Genomic DNA, 19,650 nt, shown 5'->3' with positions numbered 1-19,650 from the left:
TTAGTATATAGACACTAACTATTTTATAGTTAGTGTTTTTTTATTATGCAAAAACTCTGTAGAAAAAATTTTTAATAATTTCTATTATTACGAGCATAAAATATGGAATAAGTGGTAAATATATAATCGAACTATTTTGAAAATTTATTTAATTCTGAAAGGAATTTTTAAATTAAAGTAGAACTATATAATTAAGCCTAAAAGTAAGGGGGAATTGCTTATGAAAAACTACACAACTAAAAATCTAAGGAATGTAGGTATAATTGGACATAGCGGTTCAGGTAAAACCACTTTAGCAGAAGCAATACTTTATTATACCAAAACTACAGATAGGTTTGGAAAAGTCGAAGAAGGAAACACAGTTAGTGATTATGATTCTGAGGAAAAGAGAAGAAGAATATCTATATCAACTGCTATAACTCCATGTGAATGGGAAAATGTTAAAATAAATTTAGTTGATATGCCTGGATATTTTGATTTTGTTGGAGAGGTTTTTGAAGGTTTAAGAGCTTCGGATATAGCAATGATAGTTGTTTCTGGAGTATCTGGTATACAAGTAGGGACAGAAAAGTCCTGGGAATACGTAAATAAATATAAACTACCAAGATCACTCTACATTAACAAATTAGACAGAGAAAATTCCAGCTTTGACAAGGTTTTGACAGGATTAAAAGATAGCTTTGGTATATCAGTAGTTCCAGTACAATATCCTATAGGGACTGAAGAAAATTTTAAAGGTGTTATAAATGTAATTTCAAGAAAAGCTAGAATTTTTGATGCTAAAAGCAACAGTATGAAGGAAGCAGATATACCAGAAGAGCTTATAGATAAAGTTGATGAATGTAAAAATATGATTATTGAGGCTGTAGCTGAAACAGATGAAGCTTTACTAGATAAATATTTCAGTGACGGTACATTAACTGATGAAGAGATATATAATGGATTGATAAATGGGTGTGCTAGAGGCGAAATAACGCCTGTTATGTGTGGCTCAGCATTAAATGGCGTTGGAATTGAAACATTACTTGAAGACATAATCGAGTGTTTTCCATCACCTGAAGATTCAGAATTACTTAAAGCTAAAGACTTAAAAGGCGATTTAGAAACAAATATTAAAATTGATGAAAAGCTACCTTTCTCTGCTTTTGTATTTAAAACGATAGCGGATCCTTTTGTAGGAAAACTATCAATGTTCAAGGTTGTAACAGGAAAGATTAAGTCAGATTCATCTGTTTATAATGCAAACAAAGACAAGAATGAAAAAATAGGAACTATGTATTTCTTAAGAGGAAAACAGCAGATTCCTACAGCTGAAATTATTGCCGGCGATATAGGAGCAGTTGCTAAACTTCAATTTACCACTACAGGAGATACACTATGTGATGTATCAAATCCAGTAATTTTTGAAAAAATAGATTTTCCTAATCCAGTAATATCTATGGCTGTGTTGCCAAAGTCTAAGAATGATGAAGATAAAATATCTAATGGATTAAACAAATTGTTAGAAGAAGATCCTACCTTTAAGGTTTCTAGAGACGTAGAAAATGCTGAAACAATAGTCTCAGGATTAGGAGAAACTCATCTTGATGTAATAGCAAGTAAGTTAAAAAGTAAATTTGGAGCGGATGTTATACTTCAAACACCGAAGGTACCTTATAGAGAGACTATTAAAAAGGTGTCAGATATACAAGGTAAGCATAAAAAACAATCTGGTGGACATGGTCAGTATGGGGATGTAAAGATAAAATTTGAACCTAGAAATGATGGAGAAGATGATCTTCAGTTTGTAGATCAGGTTGTTGGAGGAGTTGTACCTAGACAGTATATTCCAGCAGTAGAGAAAGGACTTAAAGAGTGTATACAACATGGAGTATTAGCTGGATACCCTGTTATAAGATTAAAAGCAACCCTTCATGATGGATCATATCACCCTGTAGATTCATCAGAAATGGCTTTTAAAATAGCTGCATCTTTAGCGTATAAAAAGGGATTAATGGAAGCTCAGCCTATATTATTAGAACCAATTGTTCATGTAGAGGTAACAGTACCGGAGTACTATATGGGAGATATAATTGGCGATATAAATAAGAAAAGAGGTAGGGTTTTAGGTATGGAACCTTATGGAGATAAACAAATGATAATAGCTGAAGTACCACAGTCTGAAATGTTTAAGTATGCTACTGATTTAAGGTCTATGACCCAAGCAAGAGGAAACTTTACAATGAATTTTGAAAGATACGAGGAAGTTCCTTCTACTGAAGTAAATAAAATAATAGAAGAGGCTAAGAAATTAAAAATTAAAGAGGAAGTATAAGGTTAAAAACCCAATAGCTAATTGCTATTGGGTTTTTATTGGAATAATATCTTGCATATTTTAATAAAATATAAGAGAAAATAATGTAGTAGTATCTTTGTATTAATTCAATAAGGGGAGATTTTATGTCAGAATACCGTATGGATATAGTTGGAACAATAGAATTAGCTGATTATAGTAGTATTTATGATTATATAGCTATAGTTAATAATACTGATAATCTTACGATCTCTATAGAGGATGTAGAAAATGAGAGCATTAATATAATATGTAACATGTTAGAAAAAAGTAACTTTAAGATTGACTTAAATAAAGATTACGACACTAAAAAGTGTTTTATTAAAGCTTCTAGGGATATTAACACTTAGTAATAGCTGCCTTTAGCAAGATTATAAGGCAGTCATTTTTATTATGGATAAATATAAAAATAAAGAGGTTTTAAATTTATATATTAAGTTTAAAACCTCTGCTATTAGTAGATAAAAAATAATAAGTAACTATCGATTTGATAAAAAACATTTGAAATTAGGAGATAGAACTATGTAATTTTATCTTTTACTCATAAATGTTTATATTTCAAGTATTATTAAGATTGAATAAATAAAAAAATAATATTAATATTAAGTAAAGGTCAAAGAAAGTCAAAGTCGAGGGAGTATTATAATGACAAGATTATCGGATGTTATAGAAGAATTTATAAAAGAAATGTTAAAAAATAGTGATGGAAACCAGCTTCAAATTGTCAGAAACGAATTAGCTAATTATTTTAAATGTGCCCCATCACAGATAAACTATGTTTTAACAACAAGATTTACAGTAGATAGGGGATACTATATAGAAAGCAGAAGAGGCGGCGGTGGATGTATTTTAATAAAGCAGATTCAATTTTATAAAAATAAGTCTTTAGTTGAGATTTTAAATGAGAAGATTGGAGATAGTATAACCTATAGTACTGGCGTCAAGTTAATAGAAGGATTATTAGAATCGGGAATTATTAGTGAAGGTGAATTTAATATTTCAAAGGCAGCTATAAACGATAGAACATTAAGTAGCTCCTTAGAGAATAGAAATAAATTAAGAGCTGATATTTTGAAGTCTATTGTAATGGTAGTCCTGAATAAAGCTTAAATTATTGAGCAAATTGAAAGTTATGTTATAATATTATATGTAAAATATTTACATTAAAACCGGACGATTTAAATTCAAACATATTATTTTATATTTTATGGGAGTGATAAAATGTTGTGCGAGGTTTGCAAGAAAAATGATGCTAATGTTCACATAACTAAAATAGTGAATGGTACTAAGCATGAATTTAGTTTATGCGAGAAATGTGCAAAGGAAAAAGGTGAATTTAATTTCAGTAGTCAAATAGACTTATCATCACCTTTTACATTTCAAAATATATTGAGTGGAATAATGGATTATATAGGTCCTAATAACCAAACTGAAAATACCTTTGATATCTCATGTAGTAATTGTGGCAATACTTACAGTGAGTTTAAAAGGACAGGGTTATTAGGATGTAGTGAATGCTACAAAAGCTTTGCATCAACTTTAAAGCCTATTATTAGAAGAGTACAGGGAAACTGGGAGCATACAGGAAAACTTCCTAGAAAGGCTGGAGAAAGTATAATTAAGAGAAAAAAATTAATAGAGTTAAAGGAAAACCTCCAAAATGCAATAACCAATGAAGAATATGAAAAAGCGGCACAAATTAGAGATGAGATAAGGTCAATGCAAGAGAAAGAAAAATAGGAGGTTAAGTATGGAAAATTGGATAAAATCACAGGGAAGAAATGATGATTTAGTATTAAGTAGCAGAATAAGGTTAGCAAGAAATTTAAATAAAATACCATTTCCTCACAAGATGGATGAGGAAGGTGGAAAAAAACTAATAAAGGATGTAGAAAATGCTTTCTACACTTCTTCTCACACAGAGGATAAGTTTAAAACCATTCGCTTATGGGAAAATGATTTTATTGACAATGAAGTGTTTTTTGACAAACATCTTATAAGCAAAAATCTTTTAGATAATACTAGTAAAGCGGCATTTATTGTAGATGAAAATGAAACTGTAAGTATTATGATAAATGAAGAGGATCATATCAGAATTCAAGGTATAACATCAGGACTGGATTTAGAGGAAGTACAAGACTTATGCGGAAAGATAGATAACCTTTTAGAAGAAAAATTAGACTATGCCTTCGATGAGAACCTTGGATACTTAACAACTTGTCCTACTAATATAGGTACAGGACTTAGGGCATCGGTAATGATTCATTTACCATCCCTTACTATAACTAACAAGATGAATGGAGTGTTAAACGCAGTTACTCAAGTTGGTATGACTGTACGAGGGTTATACGGAGAAGGTTCAAAGGCAAGGGGTAATATTTATCAGGTATCCAATCAGATAACTTTAGGATTAAGTGAAGAAGAAATCATAAGTAATTTGAAAGCAGTTGTAAGTCAAATTATTAATGAGGAGAATTTATCAAGAGAAAACCTTATAAGAAAATATAAATATGAAACAGAGGATAGGATCTATAGAGCATTAGGAATATTAAAGTCAGCGGTGCTTTTAAATCCGGATGAATGTTTAAAACTTTTATCAGATGTAAGATTAGGTGTAGAAATGGGAATAATTAAAGATGTAAGTAAAGTAGTGCTAAACAATCTTTTAGTAGATACTCAAAATGCAGTTATACAGCAGCTCTATGATAAAAAGCTATCTAGTAAAGAAAGAGATCTTAGTAGAGCTAAATTGATTAGAGAAAGATTAGTAGAAAAGTAATATAATAAGGTGAGGTTGGTGAATTATTTATGATGTTTGGAAGATTTACAGAAAGAGCACAAAAAGTTCTTTTTTACGCTCAGGAGGAGGCACAATCTCTTAAGCATGGATATGTAGGAACCGAGCATATTCTGCTTGGGGTTTTAAGAGAAGATGGAATAGCTAAGAAATTGTTAAATAGCATGACTATTACTGTTGAAAATGTTAGGAATTTAGTAGAGGAATATGAGGGAAAGGGAGATATGGAACTTTATAAAAAGGAAATTCCCCTCACTCCAAGAACAAAAAGACTTTTAGAAATGAGCCTGCTTGAGGCAAGAACTTTAAATCATAATTATATAAGTCCTGAGCATATACTATTGGCCCTAATTAGAGAAGCAGAGGGAGTAGCTTTTACTATTCTTAACAACTTAGGAGCAGACTTTAACAAGCTCCGAAAAGAATTAGTAGATGCATTATCAGGAGAACAATCAACAAATTCTGTTGATACCAATAAGGGTAATGGAGAACCAACACCTACCTTAGACCAATTTGGCAGGGACTTGACTGAAATGGCTAGGGAAGGAAAATTAGATCCAGTTATAGGAAGAGATAAAGAAACCCAAAGGGTTCTTGAAATTCTATCAAGAAGAACAAAAAATAATCCATGTTTAATCGGAGATCCTGGTGTTGGTAAGACTGCTATAGCTGAGGGACTTGCGCAAAAAATAGTTTCTGCTAGCATACCTGAACTACTAAAAGATAAAAGAGTAGTTACATTAGATTTATCATCAATGATAGCGGGGTCTAAGTATAGAGGCGAATTTGAAGATAGATTAAAAAAGGTTATGGAAGAGCTACGAAAGGCTGGAAATGTAATTTTATTTATAGATGAAATTCATACTCTTATAGGTGCTGGAGCTGCAGAAGGAGCTATAGATGCCTCAAATATTTTAAAACCAGCCCTAGCAAGGGGAGAGATACAGTGTATAGGAGCTACTACTGTAGATGAGTATAGGAAACATATTGAAAAGGATGCAGCTCTAGAAAGAAGATTTCAGCCTATAATGGTAGGAGAACCTACTAAAGAGGAAGCTGTTCTTATACTGAAAGGATTGAGAGATAAATATGAAGCTCATCATAGAGTAAAAATTACTGATGATGCCATTGAAGCTGCAGTGGTTTTATCTGATAGATATATAACTGACAGGCATCTTCCAGATAAAGCAATAGACTTAATTGATGAGGCAGCTGCAAAGGTTAGAATCGAGAGCTTAACTACTCCACCAGATTTAAAGGAGTTAGAAGGAGAACTTGAAAAGATTACTAAGGAAAAAGAAGATTCTATAAGAGTTCAAGATTTCGAAAAGGCTGCAAGGCTAAGGGATAGAGAAAAAGAAATAAAGGATAGATTAGAGGGATTGAAAAATAACTGGAAGACTCAAAAGGAAGTTTCAACCCTTACTGTATCAGAACCTCAGATAGCTGCAGTTGTATCAAAGTGGACTAATATACCTATAGAAAAGCTAACTGAAAAAGAATCTGAAAGATTATTGAAACTTGAAGAAATACTTCATAAAAGAGTAATAGGACAGGGCGAAGCTGTAAAGTCTATATCACGAGCTGTAAGGAGAGCAAGGGTAGGACTTAAGGATCCTAAAAGACCAATTGGTTCATTTATATTCCTAGGACCAACAGGTGTAGGAAAGACTGAGTTATCGAAGGCATTAGCTGAAGCAATGTTTGGTGACGAAAGTAATATGATAAGAATTGATATGTCAGAGTACATGGAAAAACACACAGTATCAAGACTCATAGGTTCACCTCCAGGATATGTAGGGTATGATGAGGGAGGACAGCTAACAGAAAAAGTTAGAAGAAATCCTTATTCTGTTGTACTGTTTGATGAAATAGAAAAAGCACATCCAGAGGTTTTTAATATTTTACTTCAAATTCTTGAAGATGGAAGACTTACTGATGGTAAAGGTAAAACTGTAGACTTTAGAAACACTATAATAATAATGACGTCTAATGTAGGTGCTTCCACTATTAGAAAGCAAAAGTCTATGGGCTTTGCTTTAGACAGCGATGATGAAAAGCAGAATGAATATGAAAAAATGAAGGACAATGTAATGGATGAGTTAAAGCGTTCATTTAGACCAGAATTTTTAAATAGAATAGATGATATAATTGTATTCCACCAGCTTCAACAAGAGGACTTGAGACATATAGTTAGATTAATGTTAGGTTCTGTGTCAGAGAGGTTAAAAGATCAGAATATAGAAATTGAGTTTACCGATGAAGCAGAAGAATTGCTTGCCAAGGAAGGCTATGATATAACCTATGGTGCAAGACCTTTAAGAAGAGCGATTACAAAGGTAGTAGAAGATAAACTCTCAGAGGAAATGTTAAGAGGAAATGTTAAGAAGGGGAATAAAGTAACAGTCAGTGTAGAGAATAATGAGCTGGTATTTAATAAGGCTCATTAGAATGAAATTATTTATTTTGATAAAGCAATGTATAAATTGTATATGTTTATACATTGTTTTATTTTTAAAAATTTTTAATTATTATTAACACCATATTACTATAATACTGTATAATTATATTTTGTATAGAGGGAGGTGGTTTTAATGGCGAAGAATAAAACCACTTTTGTATGTCAAGAGTGTGGATATGAATCGTTAAAGTGGCTTGGAAAATGCCCCAGCTGTAATACATGGAATAGTTTAGTTGAAGAAGTGAAAGTTGAAAGTAATTCATCAAGAATATCTATAAGTTCAAATAGTGAACCGAAAAGTATAGTAAATATAAAATCTAGTGAATATGATAGATTTGATACAGGAATAATTGAGTTAAATAGAGTATTGGGAGGAGGAATAGTAAAGGGATCACTTACGCTAATATCTGGAGCACCAGGTATAGGAAAATCCACGTTGCTTCTGCAAACTGCTAATAATATTGCTAAAAGATATGGAAAGATATTATATATTTCTGGAGAAGAATCAGAAGAACAAATAAAAATGAGAGGGGATAGGCTAGAGGTTATATCTGAAAATTTGTATATAGTTTCCGAGACTAATTTGGATAAAATAGAAGAACATATTGAGAGTATTCAACCGGTATTTGTAATAATTGACTCTATACAAACACTTTTCAAACAATCTATCTCTTCGGCACCAGGAAGTGTGTCTCAAGTTCGTGAAAGTGCTAACGATATTATGCGTATGGGGAAAAGTAAAAATGTATCATTCTTTATAGTAGCACATGTTACTAAGCAGGGTGAACTTGCGGGGCCTAGGGTACTTGAGCACATGGTAGATACCGTACTATCCTTTGAAGGTGAAAGAACTGAAGAATTTAGAGTTCTAAGAACTATAAAAAATCGTTTTGGTACAACGAGTGAGATTGGTGTTTTTGAGATGAGGGAGAGTGGATTGGAGGAAGTACCAAACCCATCCGCTGTTTTTTTAGAGGAAGCAGGATTTCAAAAAGAGGGGTCTTTAGTTATAGGAATAATGGAAGGAACTAGACCAATTTTAGTGGAAATACAAGCCCTAGTTAGTGAAACTAAGGCTGTTATGCCAAGGCGTACTACTATTGGAGTAGAGAGTTCAAGGCTAAATCTAATTTTAGCAGTGTTGGAAAAAAAGTTAAGAGTTCCTTTTTATAATTGTGATGTATACGTAAATGTAGTAGGTGGGCTTAATATTGGAGGGACTTTTGGGGACTTAGGGGTTGCTTTAGCACTTGTTTCTAGTATAAAATCTAAAGAGATAAGTTTAGAAAAACTATTGGTAGTGGGAGAAATTGGACTTACTGGAGAGGTAAGACCTGTAGCTTTTTGTGATAGGCTTGTAAATGAAGCAGAAAAAATGGGATTTAAAAATATAATAATACCTTTCAGAAATAAGGAAAAAATAAAAAATAAAGATATAAACATAATTGCGGTATCTTCGCTAAAGGAAGCGGTAAACAAAGTTTTTTAGTATAGGGTGATTATTTTGAGATTAGAAAAAGATAAAGAACTTATGAATATACTTAAGTTGATGGCTCCAGGCACTCAGCTTAGAGATGGACTCGAAAATATATTAAGAGCCAAAACAGGAGGTCTACTTGTATTAGGGGACAATGAACAGATATTAAAGATAGTTGATGGAGGATTTACTATTAATTCTGAATATAGTCCTTCCTATGTTTACGAACTTGCTAAGATGGATGGCTCAATAGTACTAAGTAGCGATTTAAAGAGGATTATTTATGCTAATGCCCAGCTGATCCCGGACTCTAGCATTCCTACTTTTGAAACTGGCACTAGACATAGAACAGCAGATAGGGTAGCCAAACAGACAGGGGCGATAGTGGTAGCTATTTCTCAAAGAAGACATATAATAACGGTATATAAAGGCAGTATAAAATACGTATTAAGAGATAGTAGTGTAATACTTGGAAGAGCAAATCAGGCACTACAAACTTTAGAGAAGTATGTAGCGGTATTAGATAGAGTAGTAAGCAACTTAAACATACTAGAATTTCAGGATCTAGTAACTTTATTTGATGTTGTAACTGGAATCCAAAGAACCGAGATGGTAATGAGAATAGTATCAGAAATTGAAAGATATACATGTGAATTAGGTAATGAAGGTAGACTTATCTCTATGCAGCTTAATGAACTGGTAAAAAGTGTTGAGCAGGATGGAATATTGCTAATAAGAGATTATTGTCAGAATGATATGGATTATAATGATATATACAAACAAATGCAGACTATGGGATCTGAAGAGTTGCTAAACTTAGATTTCATTTCAAAGTTTTTGGGGTATGCGGGAGTACCATTAGTTGATACGCTTATATCGCCAAGAGGATATAGGATGCTAAATAAAATCCCAAGAATACCTACAAATGTAATAGAAAATTTAGTTAGAAACTTTAAAGAACTTAAGGGCGTAATGGAAGCATCTTACGAACAGTTAGATAAAGTTGAAGGCATAGGTGAAGCGAGAGCTAGGGCTATAAAAAATGGACTTAGAAGATTAAGGGAACAGATTATGATAGATAATAATTTTAGCACAAAATAATGTAACCATTATTTTGTGCTAATTTTTATCTAAAGGAATATTTACCTAATGTATTTATTTTGTCATATTCTTTAAGGAGTACATCATATAGATTTAAATCTAAAGTGTTACAAAGAGAAGCTAAATAGAAAAGATTATTTCCAAGTTCTCTTTCAATCACATCTCTACAATTATCACATAGTTTACCATCAATGTGGGTTGTAAAGGAATCCTTTAATGACTCTATATTTATAGCATCATCATCCTCTGGGAAATGTTGTTTTTTACCATTTACTTGGACACAGCCACAGTTTGTAATTGACTTTGCAACTGCCCTATTTACTCTCCCATTTGACTCCTGAAGTTTTGTCATTATATCTAAAATACTTTTATGTCTAATTAGAGAGTCATCTACTGCATTTTGAAAATCATCAAAAATTACATCTTTCATCAGGTTCAACTCCTTACATAGATTAAGTTAACATCTACAGATTAATTATAGTTTTTTTCAGACAATTTTGTCAATAAATATAGTACGAATTTTACTTTCCTTCTATATAATAAATCAAGAACGATTATATGAATAGGGGGATTAGCATGCCAAATAATGGACCAAAAGTCTTTGTACCAAAATATGGTGCTGGCATTATGTCAGAAGTAGAAGATAATGAATATGATAAAAGTAGAAAGTATATAAGCATTTGCTTATTACTTAATAATATAAATCTATATATGCCTGAAGATAATATACGAGAATATGAAGTAAGATCTGTTATTACTAAGGAAGAAATGGAAGAAGCATTAAATATAATAAAAAACAATCCAAATGAAATTGAAAAAAAGTGGGGTAAGAGATATCGAAACAATAATGATAAAATAAAAAGTGGCAATACTATAAAAATATGTGAGGTTATAAGAGATTTATATTATCTGAAACTTATGGGGAACTTGCCTCCAGGAGAAAGAAAAATACTATACAAGGCTGAAATTATGCTAGCTAGTGAAATTATGTTAATATTTGATATTTCTATGGAAGATGCTTTGAGTAAAATAAGAAATGTAAGGTGAACAATTTATTAAATAAACTAAGTTTTATTGAAAAAAATAGATTATTAATATATATTAGATATTAACAGGATTTAAAAATGCAAAATTTGTTAACAATTAAAGAGGAGGTGATACTATTGTTAAAAAAAATATTGAGGGGGCTTTTTACAATAATAGGCCTATTATTAGGCTATTTAGTAGGTGATGAAATAATTCATACTAAATATTTTACAAACTTAGGATATATCAGTACTAGTCCTATAAAAACGGTATTATTTTTAATTTTATCAACTGTATTTTTTGGAATTATATTATTTTTAATCTCGCCCTGGATTAATGCAGTTATTATGAAAATTATGGACTATATCGAAAAGAATATCCAAAAGCTATCTGCAACTGAAATTTTGTTTGGTACTTTAGGAAGTATCATTGGACTTGCAATCGCAGCACTATTTGTTGATTTACTAGCTCGAATACCTATAATAGGGGCTGTTTTGGCCGTAGTTGTAGCAGTAGTAATGGCAGCATTAGGTGGAAACATAGCTATAAGAAAGAGAGAAGAACTAATAGCTTTATTTTCTAATATAAGCATTAAAAAGGCGGGTTCCAGTAAGGATAAGAAAGCTAAAGCAGAGTATAAGGGGTATCCAAAGATATTAGATACATCTGTAATAATAGATGGAAGAATATTTGACATATGCCAAACTGGATTTGTAGAAGGAACTTTAATAATACCTAACTTTGTATTAGAAGAATTACGACACATAGCAGATTCTTCTGATGGATTAAAAAGAAATAGAGGTAGAAGAGGTTTAGATATTTTAAACAAGATACAGAACGAATTAAATGTAGAAGTTCAGATATATGAGAAGGACTTTCCAGAAATATCAGAAGTGGACAGCAAACTATTAAAACTTGCTCAAGTCTTAAATGGTAAAGTTGTGACTAATGATTACAATTTAAATAAGGTTGCAGAATTTCAAAGAGTACCTGTTCTAAATATAAATGAACTTGCTAATGCAGTTAAACCTGTAGTGCTTCCAGGTGAAGAGATGAGAATACAGATAATTAAGGATGGTAAAGAGTCAGGCCAAGGAGTTGCATACCTTGATGATGGAACTATGATAGTTGTAGAAGGCGGCAGAAAGCATATTGGAGAGATTAAGGATGTTATTGTTACGTCAGTACTTCAAACAGCAGCCGGCAGGATGATTTTTGCAAAGCAGAAAGAGGAAGTTTAATATGGGAAAAAATTATGCAATTATCGTAGCAGCGGGTAAAGGAAAAAGAATGGGGGCTAATGTAAATAAACAGTTCCTAAACATAAATAATAATCCTGTTTTATACTACTCGCTAAATACATTTTCTAAGAGTAAACTTATAGACGGAATAGTTGTTGTATGTGCAAAAGATGAGATAGAATATTGTAGAAAAGAAATAGTGGAAAGATATAAAATAGAGAAGGTATTAAAGGTTGTTGCCGGTGGAGAGGAAAGATATAACTCGGTATATAATGGCTTAAAGGAATTGCAGGATTGTGAAATTGTATTAATTCATGATGGGGCAAGACCTTTTGTAACTGAAAGGATTATAAGAGATGGCATAGAAAATGCTAAATTGTACGGTGCCTGTGCTTGTGGTGTAGTTCCTAAAGATACAATAAAAATTAGAGATGAAAATGGATTTTCATATAAAACTCCTGATAGGAACAAGTTGTTCTCTGTACAAACACCGCAATGTTTCAAGTATAGTCTAATTTTTGATTGCCATAGCAAATTGTCACAGAGTAATATTAATGTTACAGATGATACATCAGTAGCTGAGTTATATGGTAATAAGGCATACCTATACGAAGGAAGTTATGATAATATAAAAATCACCACACCAGGGGATATTTATATAGCTGAGAAGATAATTGAAAATTTTTAGATTAGTAACTAAGTCTCTTATTGCTTATGCGGTAAGAGACTTAGTTAAATATTTAGGTTTATTAATTACCTCAACATGGTTATACAAGGTTGTTTATACTATATTTTTAGATACTAATGGAAATACTAAAATAAGGGTTAAATAAGTTTTGATTATATGTTAAAATGTTTAGGTAATTAAATTTTTACTTTTGATGAAGTATTTAGACTATTTTGTTATTTTAAGGATAATATTAAAGATAAATGAAAAAATAAGCCTAATTAGGGGGTATAGATTAGTATGAAAGTATTTAATACAATGACAAGAAAAAAAGAAGAATTCGTTCCTCTAAAAGAGGGAGAAGTTAAGATGTATGTATGTGGGCCTACGGTCTATAATTTCTTTCATATAGGTAATGCAAGAACTTTTGTAGTTTTTGATACTGTAAGAAGATATTTCGAGTATAGAGGATATAAAGTTAGATTTATACAGAACTTTACAGACATTGATGATAAGATGATCAAGAGAGCTAATGAAGAAAGTATTACTGTTAAGGAATTAGGTGATAGATTTATAGAAGAGTACTATAAAGATGCAGATGCTTTAAATATAGAGAGAGCTACTGTAAATCCAAGAGCAACTCATTATATAGATCAAATAGTTGATTTTATAAAAGAATTAATAAATAGAGGCTACGCTTATGAGGTAAACGGAGACGTATACTTTAATACTAAAAAGTTTGAAGGATACGGAAAGTTGTCAGGTCAAAATCTTGAGGAGTTGCAATTAGGATCAAGAATAGATGTGGATGAAAGAAAAAAGGATCCAATGGATTTCGCAGTATGGAAAAGTCAAAAGCCAGGAGAGCCTGCTTGGGAAAGTCCATGGGGAATGGGAAGACCAGGTTGGCACATAGAGTGCTCATGTATGGCCCATGATTTGTTAGGAGAAACTATAGATATACATGCAGGAGGCTCAGACCTATCATTCCCACACCATGAAAATGAAATAGCACAAAGTGAAGGTAGAACAGGAAAAACTTTTGCAAGATACTGGATGCATTCTGCATTCGTAAATGTAAATAATCAAAAGATGTCAAAATCACTTAACAACTTCTTTACCGCAAGGGAAATACTAGAGAAATATGATTCAGATGTTGTAAGAATGTTTATGTTATCAGGGCATTATAGGACTCAGATAAACTTCAGCTTAGAGTTATTAGACTCTACTAAAGCAGCAGTAGATAGATTATATAATTCAATTGCAAATTTAGAAAATTTATTAGGTGAAGTTTCCTTAGATAATATGACTTCTACTGAGGAAGAGTATATTAAGAAGCTTAACTCATATAAAGAAAAATATATAGAAAAGATGGATGATGATTTTAATACTGCAGATGCTATATCTGTTATCTTTGATTTAGCAAGAGAGATTAATACAAATGTTGGAACAAGTTCATCAAAGGAATTAGTTGAGTATTCACTAGACTTGATAAGAGAACTTGGTGAACCTTTAGGAATATTACAAGTTTCAAAAAGAGGTAATTTAGAAGAGGAAATAGAGAGACTTATAGAGCAGAGACAGCAAGCAAGAAAAAATAAAGACTGGGCACTTTCAGATAAAATAAGAGATGATTTAAAGGCTCAAGGAATTATTCTCGAAGACACCCCACAAGGTGTGAGATGGAAAAGAATTTAGCATGATACAAATTTAGAATGGAGAATTCAAATGAATTTTAACTTAATAAAAGGTAAATTTACTATAGAGGATGCTAGACAAATAAATCCTTTAGTGCTGGCCTATGTAGGCGATTCTGTTTATGAAGTTTTTGTAAGAGCATATTTAGTAGAAAAGAATAGAGATATGTCCGTACATAAACTTCATAAAAAGGCTATAGAATTTGTTAAAGCACATGCACAGAGTGAGTTTATAAAGAAGCTAGAGGATAAACTGAATGAGGAAGAAATATATTTCTTCAAGAGAGGAAGAAATTCCAAATCAGCTACAACTCCTAAAAATGCAGATATTCAAGAATATAGATTTGCTACTGGTTTTGAATCCTTGATAGGATTTCTGTACATAACAGAACAATCTGAAAGACTAGAATATCTGCTTAACACTATTGTAGATTTACATGCAAATGGGGGAATATAGATGAAACTTAAAGTGAAGCTAATGGAATATACGCCTAATCCTGAGAAAGTTATAGCATCAGCGGCAAAGCTGTGTTACAGTGCTTCAGGAATAGATCAGATACAGGAGAATTTACAAGACGAACGAGCTGAAAAATTTCTTAATATGCTTATGTCATATGGGCATGAATCTCCAGTAGAGCATGTATCATTTACATTTGCTGTTGAGGGTGTATCAAGAAGTTTAACTCATCAGCTAGTAAGGCATAGAATAGCTTCATATTCACAACAGAGTCAAAGATATGTGAAGCTTGAGCAGTTCGAGTATATCATTCCTCCTGAAATTGAAAAAGATGGCGAGACAAAAGAGATTTTTATTAGTGCGATGCAAAATAGTCAGCAGGCTTATAGTCAGTTAACGGATAAATTAAAGGATAAATACCTGAAAAATGGCATAGAGCCTTTGGCGGCAGAAAAAATGGCAATTGAAGATGCCAGATATGTTTTTCCAAACGCATGTGAAACTAAAATTATTTTCACAATGAATGCTAGAAGTTTAATGAATTTCTTTAGGCACAGATGTTGTAACAGAGCTCAGTGGGAAATTAGAGAGTTAGCTAATGAAATGCTAATTCAAGTTAAGAAAGTTGCACCTGTTCTATTTAGTAAGTGTGGCCCTTCCTGTGTCACTGGGATGTGTCCAGAAGGAAAAATGACTTGTGGAAAAGCGGAAGAAGTAAGAAAAAGATATGTTTAATAGATGTGGTTAGAAGAAGTTATTAGGAGACTTTAATTTTGTCTACGTACTAAATCTATAAAGTGAAAGAGGTAATAGTGTGAAAGAAACTAGAAGAGGTTCAAAAGAAAAAACTATAAAATCAAAGGGAAAAGATAATAACTTCAACAAAGCCATAACTGTAGAAGCTAGAGAAGATATAATTGAAGGTAGAAATGCAGTTATTGAGGCTTTGCGTTCTGATAGAACTATTGAGCAGATATTAATTGCTAACGGTGATATCTCTGGATCAGTAAATGTAATATTAGGACTTGCAAAAGAAAAGAATGTTGTAGTTAAATATGTTGATAGAAGAAAATTAGACCAGATGTCTGAAACTGGAGCTCACCAAGGAGTAGTAGCTCAAGTTACACCTTACAAGTATTTTGAGGTAGAAGATATATTAAAATATGCGGAAGACAAAGGGGAAAATCCTTTTATAGTTATTCTTGATGAGATAGAAGATCCACATAACTTTGGTTCAATAATTAGAACTGCAGAAACCTGTGGAGCACATGGTATCATTATACCTAAAAGAAGAAATGTTGGCGTTACTCCTACTGTATATAAGACTTCAGCTGGAGCTATTGAATATATGAAAATAGCAAAGGTTACCAACTTAAATTCTACTATAGATAAGCTTAAGGAAAAAGGAATATGGGTGTATGGAGCAGACATGGCTGGAGAAGACTTCTGTTTTGAAGCTAATCTTTCTGGACCTGTAGCTCTCATTATAGGAAGTGAAGGAAAGGGTATTCTAAAGCTTACAAAGGAAAAATGTGACGCTCTTATAAAAATACCTATGGTAGGGAAAATATCATCTTTAAATGCTTCTGTGGCGGGAGGTATATTAATGTATGAAATTTTAAAACAAAAAATAAAATGTGATAAAAAGTGAAAAATATTTTTGTAGATGGATATAATGTAATAAATAGCTGGCCAGGATTGAAAGATGTGAAGGGATACAGCTTCGAATCGGCTAGACAGGAATTGATAGAGACTTTAAGTAACTATGCAGCATATAAAGGCCATAAGATCTTTATAGTTTTTGACGCTCATATGGTAAGCGGCAGTATAGAGAAAAGAGAAAAGATTAGTGATTATATTATAGTTATATTTACAAGAGAAGGAGAAACTGCAGATAATTTCATTGAGAGAGAAGTTAACAGAATAGGTCGAAAATCAGAGGTATGTGTCGTGACTTCAGACTCATTAGAACAGCAGATTGTCTTTCAAAGAGGGGCTGTCAGGATGTCATCTATAGAGTTTTATCATGAAATAAAATCTGTAGAATTAAAAATAAAAAGCAGAATAAGAAAAAAGTATTCTGAAAAGAGACATACATTACAAGACAGGGTTTCTGAGAATATATTGGAAGAACTTGAAAAAATTCGAAGAAGCAAGTGAAATCTATTGACTGTAAATTTAGGTTTAATGTATAATCAATTGTGTGGCCTATATTTGTTGTGGAGGGGATACCTTGGAGAAAAGGGGTTATATTGCTAAAAATTCCTCCTTTGAAGGTAAGTTAGATGAGGAAATTGTTATAGAAGCAAAAAAAGGGGATATTAGAGCTCAAGAGTACCTTATTAACAAATATGAAAACTTTGTTAAATCTAAAGCTAAGTCGTATTTTTTAATTGGTGCAGATAAAGAAGATATATACCAAGAGGGAATGATAGGTTTATATAAGGCCATTAGAGATTTTAAATCCGATAAGTTATCTTCTTTTAAGGCTTTTGCAGAATTGTGTGTTACAAGACAGATAATAACTGCCATAAAAACTGCTACTCGGCAAAAGCATATACCGTTAAATACGTATGTTTCCCTAAACAAACCTATATATGACGAAGAGTCAGATAGAACTTTGTTAGATGTGTTATCTGAGGCCAGAGTTGCAGACCCTGAGGAGCTTATTATAAGTAGGGAAGAGTTAAATCACATACAAAATGAAATTGGTGAAGTATTATCAAGCCTAGAGATGGAAGTATTAATGTCATATCTTGATGGTAAATCCTACCAGGAGATTGCATGTGACTTAGATAGGCACGCTAAATCAATAGATAATGCACTGCAGAGAGTTAAAAGAAAGTTAGAAAAATGTTTAAACGATAAATAGAAATACATATTGACAAAATCACTTAATTGTATTAAAATTGATAATCGGTATATAACTTTTACGATGATTTTGAAATAAGTGAGCGAGAGTAGTTCAGCGGTAGAACACCAGCTTCCCAAGCTGGCTGTCGCGGGTTCAATCCCCGTTTCTCGCTCCAGTGATAAAATTGCCCATGTAGCTCAGTCGGCAGAGCGTCACCTTGGTAAGGTGGAGGTCACCGGTTCAATCCCGGTCATGGGCTCCAATAATATTTAAAGTTCACAACACACCAGGGTGAGTTTACCTAAATAAAATGTTTATGAAACAAGGAGGAACAATAAAATGTCAAAAGCAAAATTTGAAAGAAACAAACCACACGTAAACATAGGAACAATAGGACACGTAGACCACGGTAAAACAACATTAACAGCAGCAATAACAACAGTATTATCAAAAAAGGGATTTGCAGAAGCATTTGATTATGCAGCAATAGATAAAGCACCAGAAGAAAGAGAAAGAGGAATCACAATCAACACAGCACACGTTGAATATGAAACAGAAAACAGACACTATGCACACGTTGATTGTCCAGGACACGCTGACTATGTTAAGAACATGATAACAGGAGCAGCACAGATGGATGGAGCTATCTTAGTTGTAAGTGCAGCAGATGGTCCAATGCCACAAACAAGAGAGCACATACTACTAGCATCAAGAGTTGGTGTTGACTACATAGTAGTATTCTTAAATAAAGCTGACATGGTAGACGATGCAGAATTATTAGAATTAGTAGAAATGGAAGTTAGAGAATTATTAAGCGAGTACAACTTCCCAGGAGATGATACTCCAATCGTAGCTGGATCAGCATTAAAAGCATTAGAAAACCCAACAGATGAAGAAGCAATAAAACCAATAATGGACTTAATGGCTGCAGTAGACAGCTACATTCCAACTCCAGAAAGAGCAACTGACAAAGCATTCTTAATGCCTGTAGAAGATGTATTCACAATAACAGGAAGAGGAACAGTTGCAACTGGAAGAGTTGAAAGTGGAATATTAAAAGTTGGAGACGAAGTAGAAATCGTAGGAATAAAAGAAGAAAAGGGCAAAACTGTATGTACAGGAGTAGAAATGTTCAGAAAGCTTCTTGATCAAGCGATGGCAGGAGATAACATCGGAGCATTATTAAGAGGTGTTCAAAGAGATGATATCGAAAGAGGTCAAGTATTAGCAAAACCAGGTTCAGTACATCCACATAAGAAGTTCGTAGGTCAAGTATACGTACTAAAAAAAGAAGAAGGTGGAAGACACACTCCATTCTTCGATGGATATAGACCACAGTTCTACTTCAGAACAACAGACGTTACAGGATCAATCAAATTACCAGAAGGAATGGAAATGGTTATGCCTGGAGACCACATAGACATGAAAGTTGAATTAATCACTCCAGTAGCAATGGATGAAGGATTAAGATTTGCTATAAGAGAAGGCGGAAGAACTGTAGGTTCAGGAGTTGTTTCTAAAATAGAAGAGTAATTATAAG

General features: G+C 32.6%; 19 protein-coding genes and 2 tRNA genes. 20 read left to right on the top strand and 1 reads right to left on the bottom strand.

Going from position 1 to position 19,650, the window contains the following annotated elements:
- Window positions 1–220 precede the first annotated feature (220 nt).
- From fusA to disA, 8 genes are all read left to right on the top strand, one after another.
- The gene (gene fusA / locus N4T77_RS08040; RefSeq protein ID WP_261671241.1) at window positions 221–2,314 is read left to right on the top strand and encodes an elongation factor G; all 2,094 of its coding nucleotides are present in this window, start codon (window positions 221–223) and stop codon (window positions 2,312–2,314) included.
- A gap of 125 nt (window positions 2,315–2,439) precedes the next feature.
- Window positions 2,440–2,682, top strand: coding sequence for a hypothetical protein (locus tag N4T77_RS08035; protein ID WP_261671240.1), 243 nt, complete (start codon window positions 2,440–2,442; stop codon window positions 2,680–2,682).
- A gap of 295 nt (window positions 2,683–2,977) precedes the next feature.
- The gene (locus tag N4T77_RS08030; protein ID WP_261671239.1) at window positions 2,978–3,442 is read left to right on the top strand and encodes a CtsR family transcriptional regulator; all 465 of its coding nucleotides are present in this window, start codon (window positions 2,978–2,980) and stop codon (window positions 3,440–3,442) included.
- A 111-nt stretch (window positions 3,443–3,553) separates the two neighbouring features.
- Window positions 3,554–4,072, top strand: a complete 519-nt coding sequence (locus N4T77_RS08025) for a UvrB/UvrC motif-containing protein (protein ID WP_261671238.1) — start codon at window positions 3,554–3,556, stop codon at window positions 4,070–4,072.
- Window positions 4,073–4,082: 10 nt separating this feature from the next.
- Entirely contained in the window at window positions 4,083–5,111 is a 1,029-nt protein-coding gene (locus N4T77_RS08020) for a protein arginine kinase (protein WP_261671237.1), read from the top strand.
- A 29-nt stretch (window positions 5,112–5,140) separates the two neighbouring features.
- Window positions 5,141–7,579, top strand: a complete 2,439-nt coding sequence (locus N4T77_RS08015; protein ID WP_261671235.1) for an ATP-dependent Clp protease ATP-binding subunit — start codon at window positions 5,141–5,143, stop codon at window positions 7,577–7,579.
- A gap of 144 nt (window positions 7,580–7,723) precedes the next feature.
- Window positions 7,724–9,079 carry a DNA repair protein RadA gene (gene radA / locus N4T77_RS08010; protein WP_261671234.1) on the top strand — a complete coding sequence of 452 codons (1,356 nt, stop codon included), beginning with the start codon at window positions 7,724–7,726 and terminating at the stop codon, window positions 9,077–9,079.
- A gap of 15 nt (window positions 9,080–9,094) precedes the next feature.
- Entirely contained in the window at window positions 9,095–10,168 is a 1,074-nt protein-coding gene (disA, locus tag N4T77_RS08005) for a DNA integrity scanning diadenylate cyclase DisA (protein WP_261671233.1), read from the top strand.
- Window positions 10,169–10,193: 25 nt separating this feature from the next.
- Here the strand turns inward: disA and N4T77_RS08000 are convergent, their stop codons facing one another.
- On the bottom strand, window positions 10,194–10,598 hold the full coding sequence (locus N4T77_RS08000; RefSeq protein WP_261671232.1) for a DUF1573 domain-containing protein: 405 nt from the start codon (window positions 10,596–10,598) through the stop codon (window positions 10,194–10,196).
- Window positions 10,599–10,744: 146 nt separating this feature from the next.
- Here N4T77_RS08000 and N4T77_RS07995 point away from each other — a divergent pair, with 146 nt between their 5' ends.
- From N4T77_RS07995 to tuf, 12 genes are all read left to right on the top strand, one after another.
- Window positions 10,745–11,215, top strand: coding sequence for a CarD family transcriptional regulator (locus N4T77_RS07995; protein WP_261671231.1), 471 nt, complete (start codon window positions 10,745–10,747; stop codon window positions 11,213–11,215).
- Between the two features lie 116 nt (window positions 11,216–11,331).
- Window positions 11,332–12,435 carry a PIN/TRAM domain-containing protein gene (locus N4T77_RS07990; protein WP_261671230.1) on the top strand — a complete coding sequence of 368 codons (1,104 nt, stop codon included), beginning with the start codon at window positions 11,332–11,334 and terminating at the stop codon, window positions 12,433–12,435.
- A 1-nt stretch (window position 12,436) separates the two neighbouring features.
- Entirely contained in the window at window positions 12,437–13,123 is a 687-nt protein-coding gene (gene ispD, locus N4T77_RS07985) for a 2-C-methyl-D-erythritol 4-phosphate cytidylyltransferase (protein WP_261671229.1), read from the top strand.
- A 279-nt stretch (window positions 13,124–13,402) separates the two neighbouring features.
- Window positions 13,403–14,800, top strand: coding sequence for a cysteine--tRNA ligase (gene cysS / locus N4T77_RS07980; protein WP_261671228.1), 1,398 nt, complete (start codon window positions 13,403–13,405; stop codon window positions 14,798–14,800).
- 30 nt (window positions 14,801–14,830) lie between these two features.
- Window positions 14,831–15,256, top strand: coding sequence for a Mini-ribonuclease 3 (locus N4T77_RS07975; protein ID WP_261671227.1), 426 nt, complete (start codon window positions 14,831–14,833; stop codon window positions 15,254–15,256).
- Window positions 15,257–15,991, top strand: a complete 735-nt coding sequence (thyX, locus tag N4T77_RS07970) for an FAD-dependent thymidylate synthase (protein ID WP_261671226.1) — start codon at window positions 15,257–15,259, stop codon at window positions 15,989–15,991.
- Window positions 15,992–16,106: 115 nt separating this feature from the next.
- Window positions 16,107–16,907, top strand: coding sequence for a 23S rRNA (guanosine(2251)-2'-O)-methyltransferase RlmB (gene rlmB / locus N4T77_RS07965; protein WP_261671250.1), 801 nt, complete (start codon window positions 16,107–16,109; stop codon window positions 16,905–16,907).
- Window positions 16,904–17,416 carry an NYN domain-containing protein gene (locus N4T77_RS07960; RefSeq protein WP_261671225.1) on the top strand — a complete coding sequence of 171 codons (513 nt, stop codon included), beginning with the start codon at window positions 16,904–16,906 and terminating at the stop codon, window positions 17,414–17,416. Before rlmB ends, N4T77_RS07960 begins: the two co-directional genes overlap by 4 nt.
- A 73-nt stretch (window positions 17,417–17,489) precedes the next feature.
- Window positions 17,490–18,128: an RNA polymerase sporulation sigma factor SigH gene (gene sigH, locus N4T77_RS07955; RefSeq protein ID WP_261671224.1), complete on the top strand. Its 639-nt coding sequence runs from the start codon at window positions 17,490–17,492 to the stop codon at window positions 18,126–18,128.
- A gap of 82 nt (window positions 18,129–18,210) precedes the next feature.
- Window positions 18,211–18,285: transfer RNA gene (locus tag N4T77_RS07950), tRNA-Gly, on the top strand.
- Between the two features lie 11 nt (window positions 18,286–18,296).
- A tRNA-Thr gene (locus N4T77_RS07945) sits at window positions 18,297–18,372 on the top strand.
- A gap of 77 nt (window positions 18,373–18,449) precedes the next feature.
- Window positions 18,450–19,643 carry an elongation factor Tu gene (gene tuf / locus N4T77_RS07940; RefSeq protein ID WP_261671211.1) on the top strand — a complete coding sequence of 398 codons (1,194 nt, stop codon included), beginning with the start codon at window positions 18,450–18,452 and terminating at the stop codon, window positions 19,641–19,643.
- The last annotated feature ends 7 nt before the right edge of the window (window positions 19,644–19,650 follow it).

Origin of the sequence: Clostridium sp. CX1 (assembly GCF_025398335.1) — a bacterium.
GTDB lineage: Bacteria > Bacillota > Clostridia > Clostridiales > Clostridiaceae > Clostridium_AM > Clostridium_AM tanneri.
This window is presented reverse-complemented; position numbering and strand designations above follow the sequence as displayed.

What these genes read in the sequence shown, in the direction of transcription:
- N4T77_RS08020 (WP_261671237.1), top strand. Translation starts at nt 4,083, where the DNA reads ATGGAAAATTGGATAAAATCACAGGGAAGAAATGATGATTTAGTATTA.
- N4T77_RS08035 (WP_261671240.1), top strand. Translation starts at nt 2,440, where the DNA reads ATGTCAGAATACCGTATGGATATAGTTGGAACAATAGAATTAGCTGAT.
- N4T77_RS08015 (WP_261671235.1), top strand. Translation starts at nt 5,141, where the DNA reads ATGATGTTTGGAAGATTTACAGAAAGAGCACAAAAAGTTCTTTTTTAC.
- N4T77_RS08000 (WP_261671232.1), bottom strand. Translation starts at nt 10,598, where the DNA reads ATGAAAGATGTAATTTTTGATGATTTTCAAAATGCAGTAGATGACTCT.
- N4T77_RS08025 (WP_261671238.1), top strand. Translation starts at nt 3,554, where the DNA reads ATGTTGTGCGAGGTTTGCAAGAAAAATGATGCTAATGTTCACATAACT.
- N4T77_RS08030 (WP_261671239.1), top strand. Translation starts at nt 2,978, where the DNA reads ATGACAAGATTATCGGATGTTATAGAAGAATTTATAAAAGAAATGTTA.
- N4T77_RS07975 (WP_261671227.1), top strand. Translation starts at nt 14,831, where the DNA reads ATGAATTTTAACTTAATAAAAGGTAAATTTACTATAGAGGATGCTAGA.
- thyX (WP_261671226.1), top strand. Translation starts at nt 15,257, where the DNA reads ATGAAACTTAAAGTGAAGCTAATGGAATATACGCCTAATCCTGAGAAA.
- fusA (WP_261671241.1), top strand. Translation starts at nt 221, where the DNA reads ATGAAAAACTACACAACTAAAAATCTAAGGAATGTAGGTATAATTGGA.
- ispD (WP_261671229.1), top strand. Translation starts at nt 12,437, where the DNA reads ATGGGAAAAAATTATGCAATTATCGTAGCAGCGGGTAAAGGAAAAAGA.
- tuf (WP_261671211.1), top strand. Translation starts at nt 18,450, where the DNA reads ATGTCAAAAGCAAAATTTGAAAGAAACAAACCACACGTAAACATAGGA.
- N4T77_RS07995 (WP_261671231.1), top strand. Translation starts at nt 10,745, where the DNA reads ATGCCAAATAATGGACCAAAAGTCTTTGTACCAAAATATGGTGCTGGC.
- cysS (WP_261671228.1), top strand. Translation starts at nt 13,403, where the DNA reads ATGAAAGTATTTAATACAATGACAAGAAAAAAAGAAGAATTCGTTCCT.
- radA (WP_261671234.1), top strand. Translation starts at nt 7,724, where the DNA reads ATGGCGAAGAATAAAACCACTTTTGTATGTCAAGAGTGTGGATATGAA.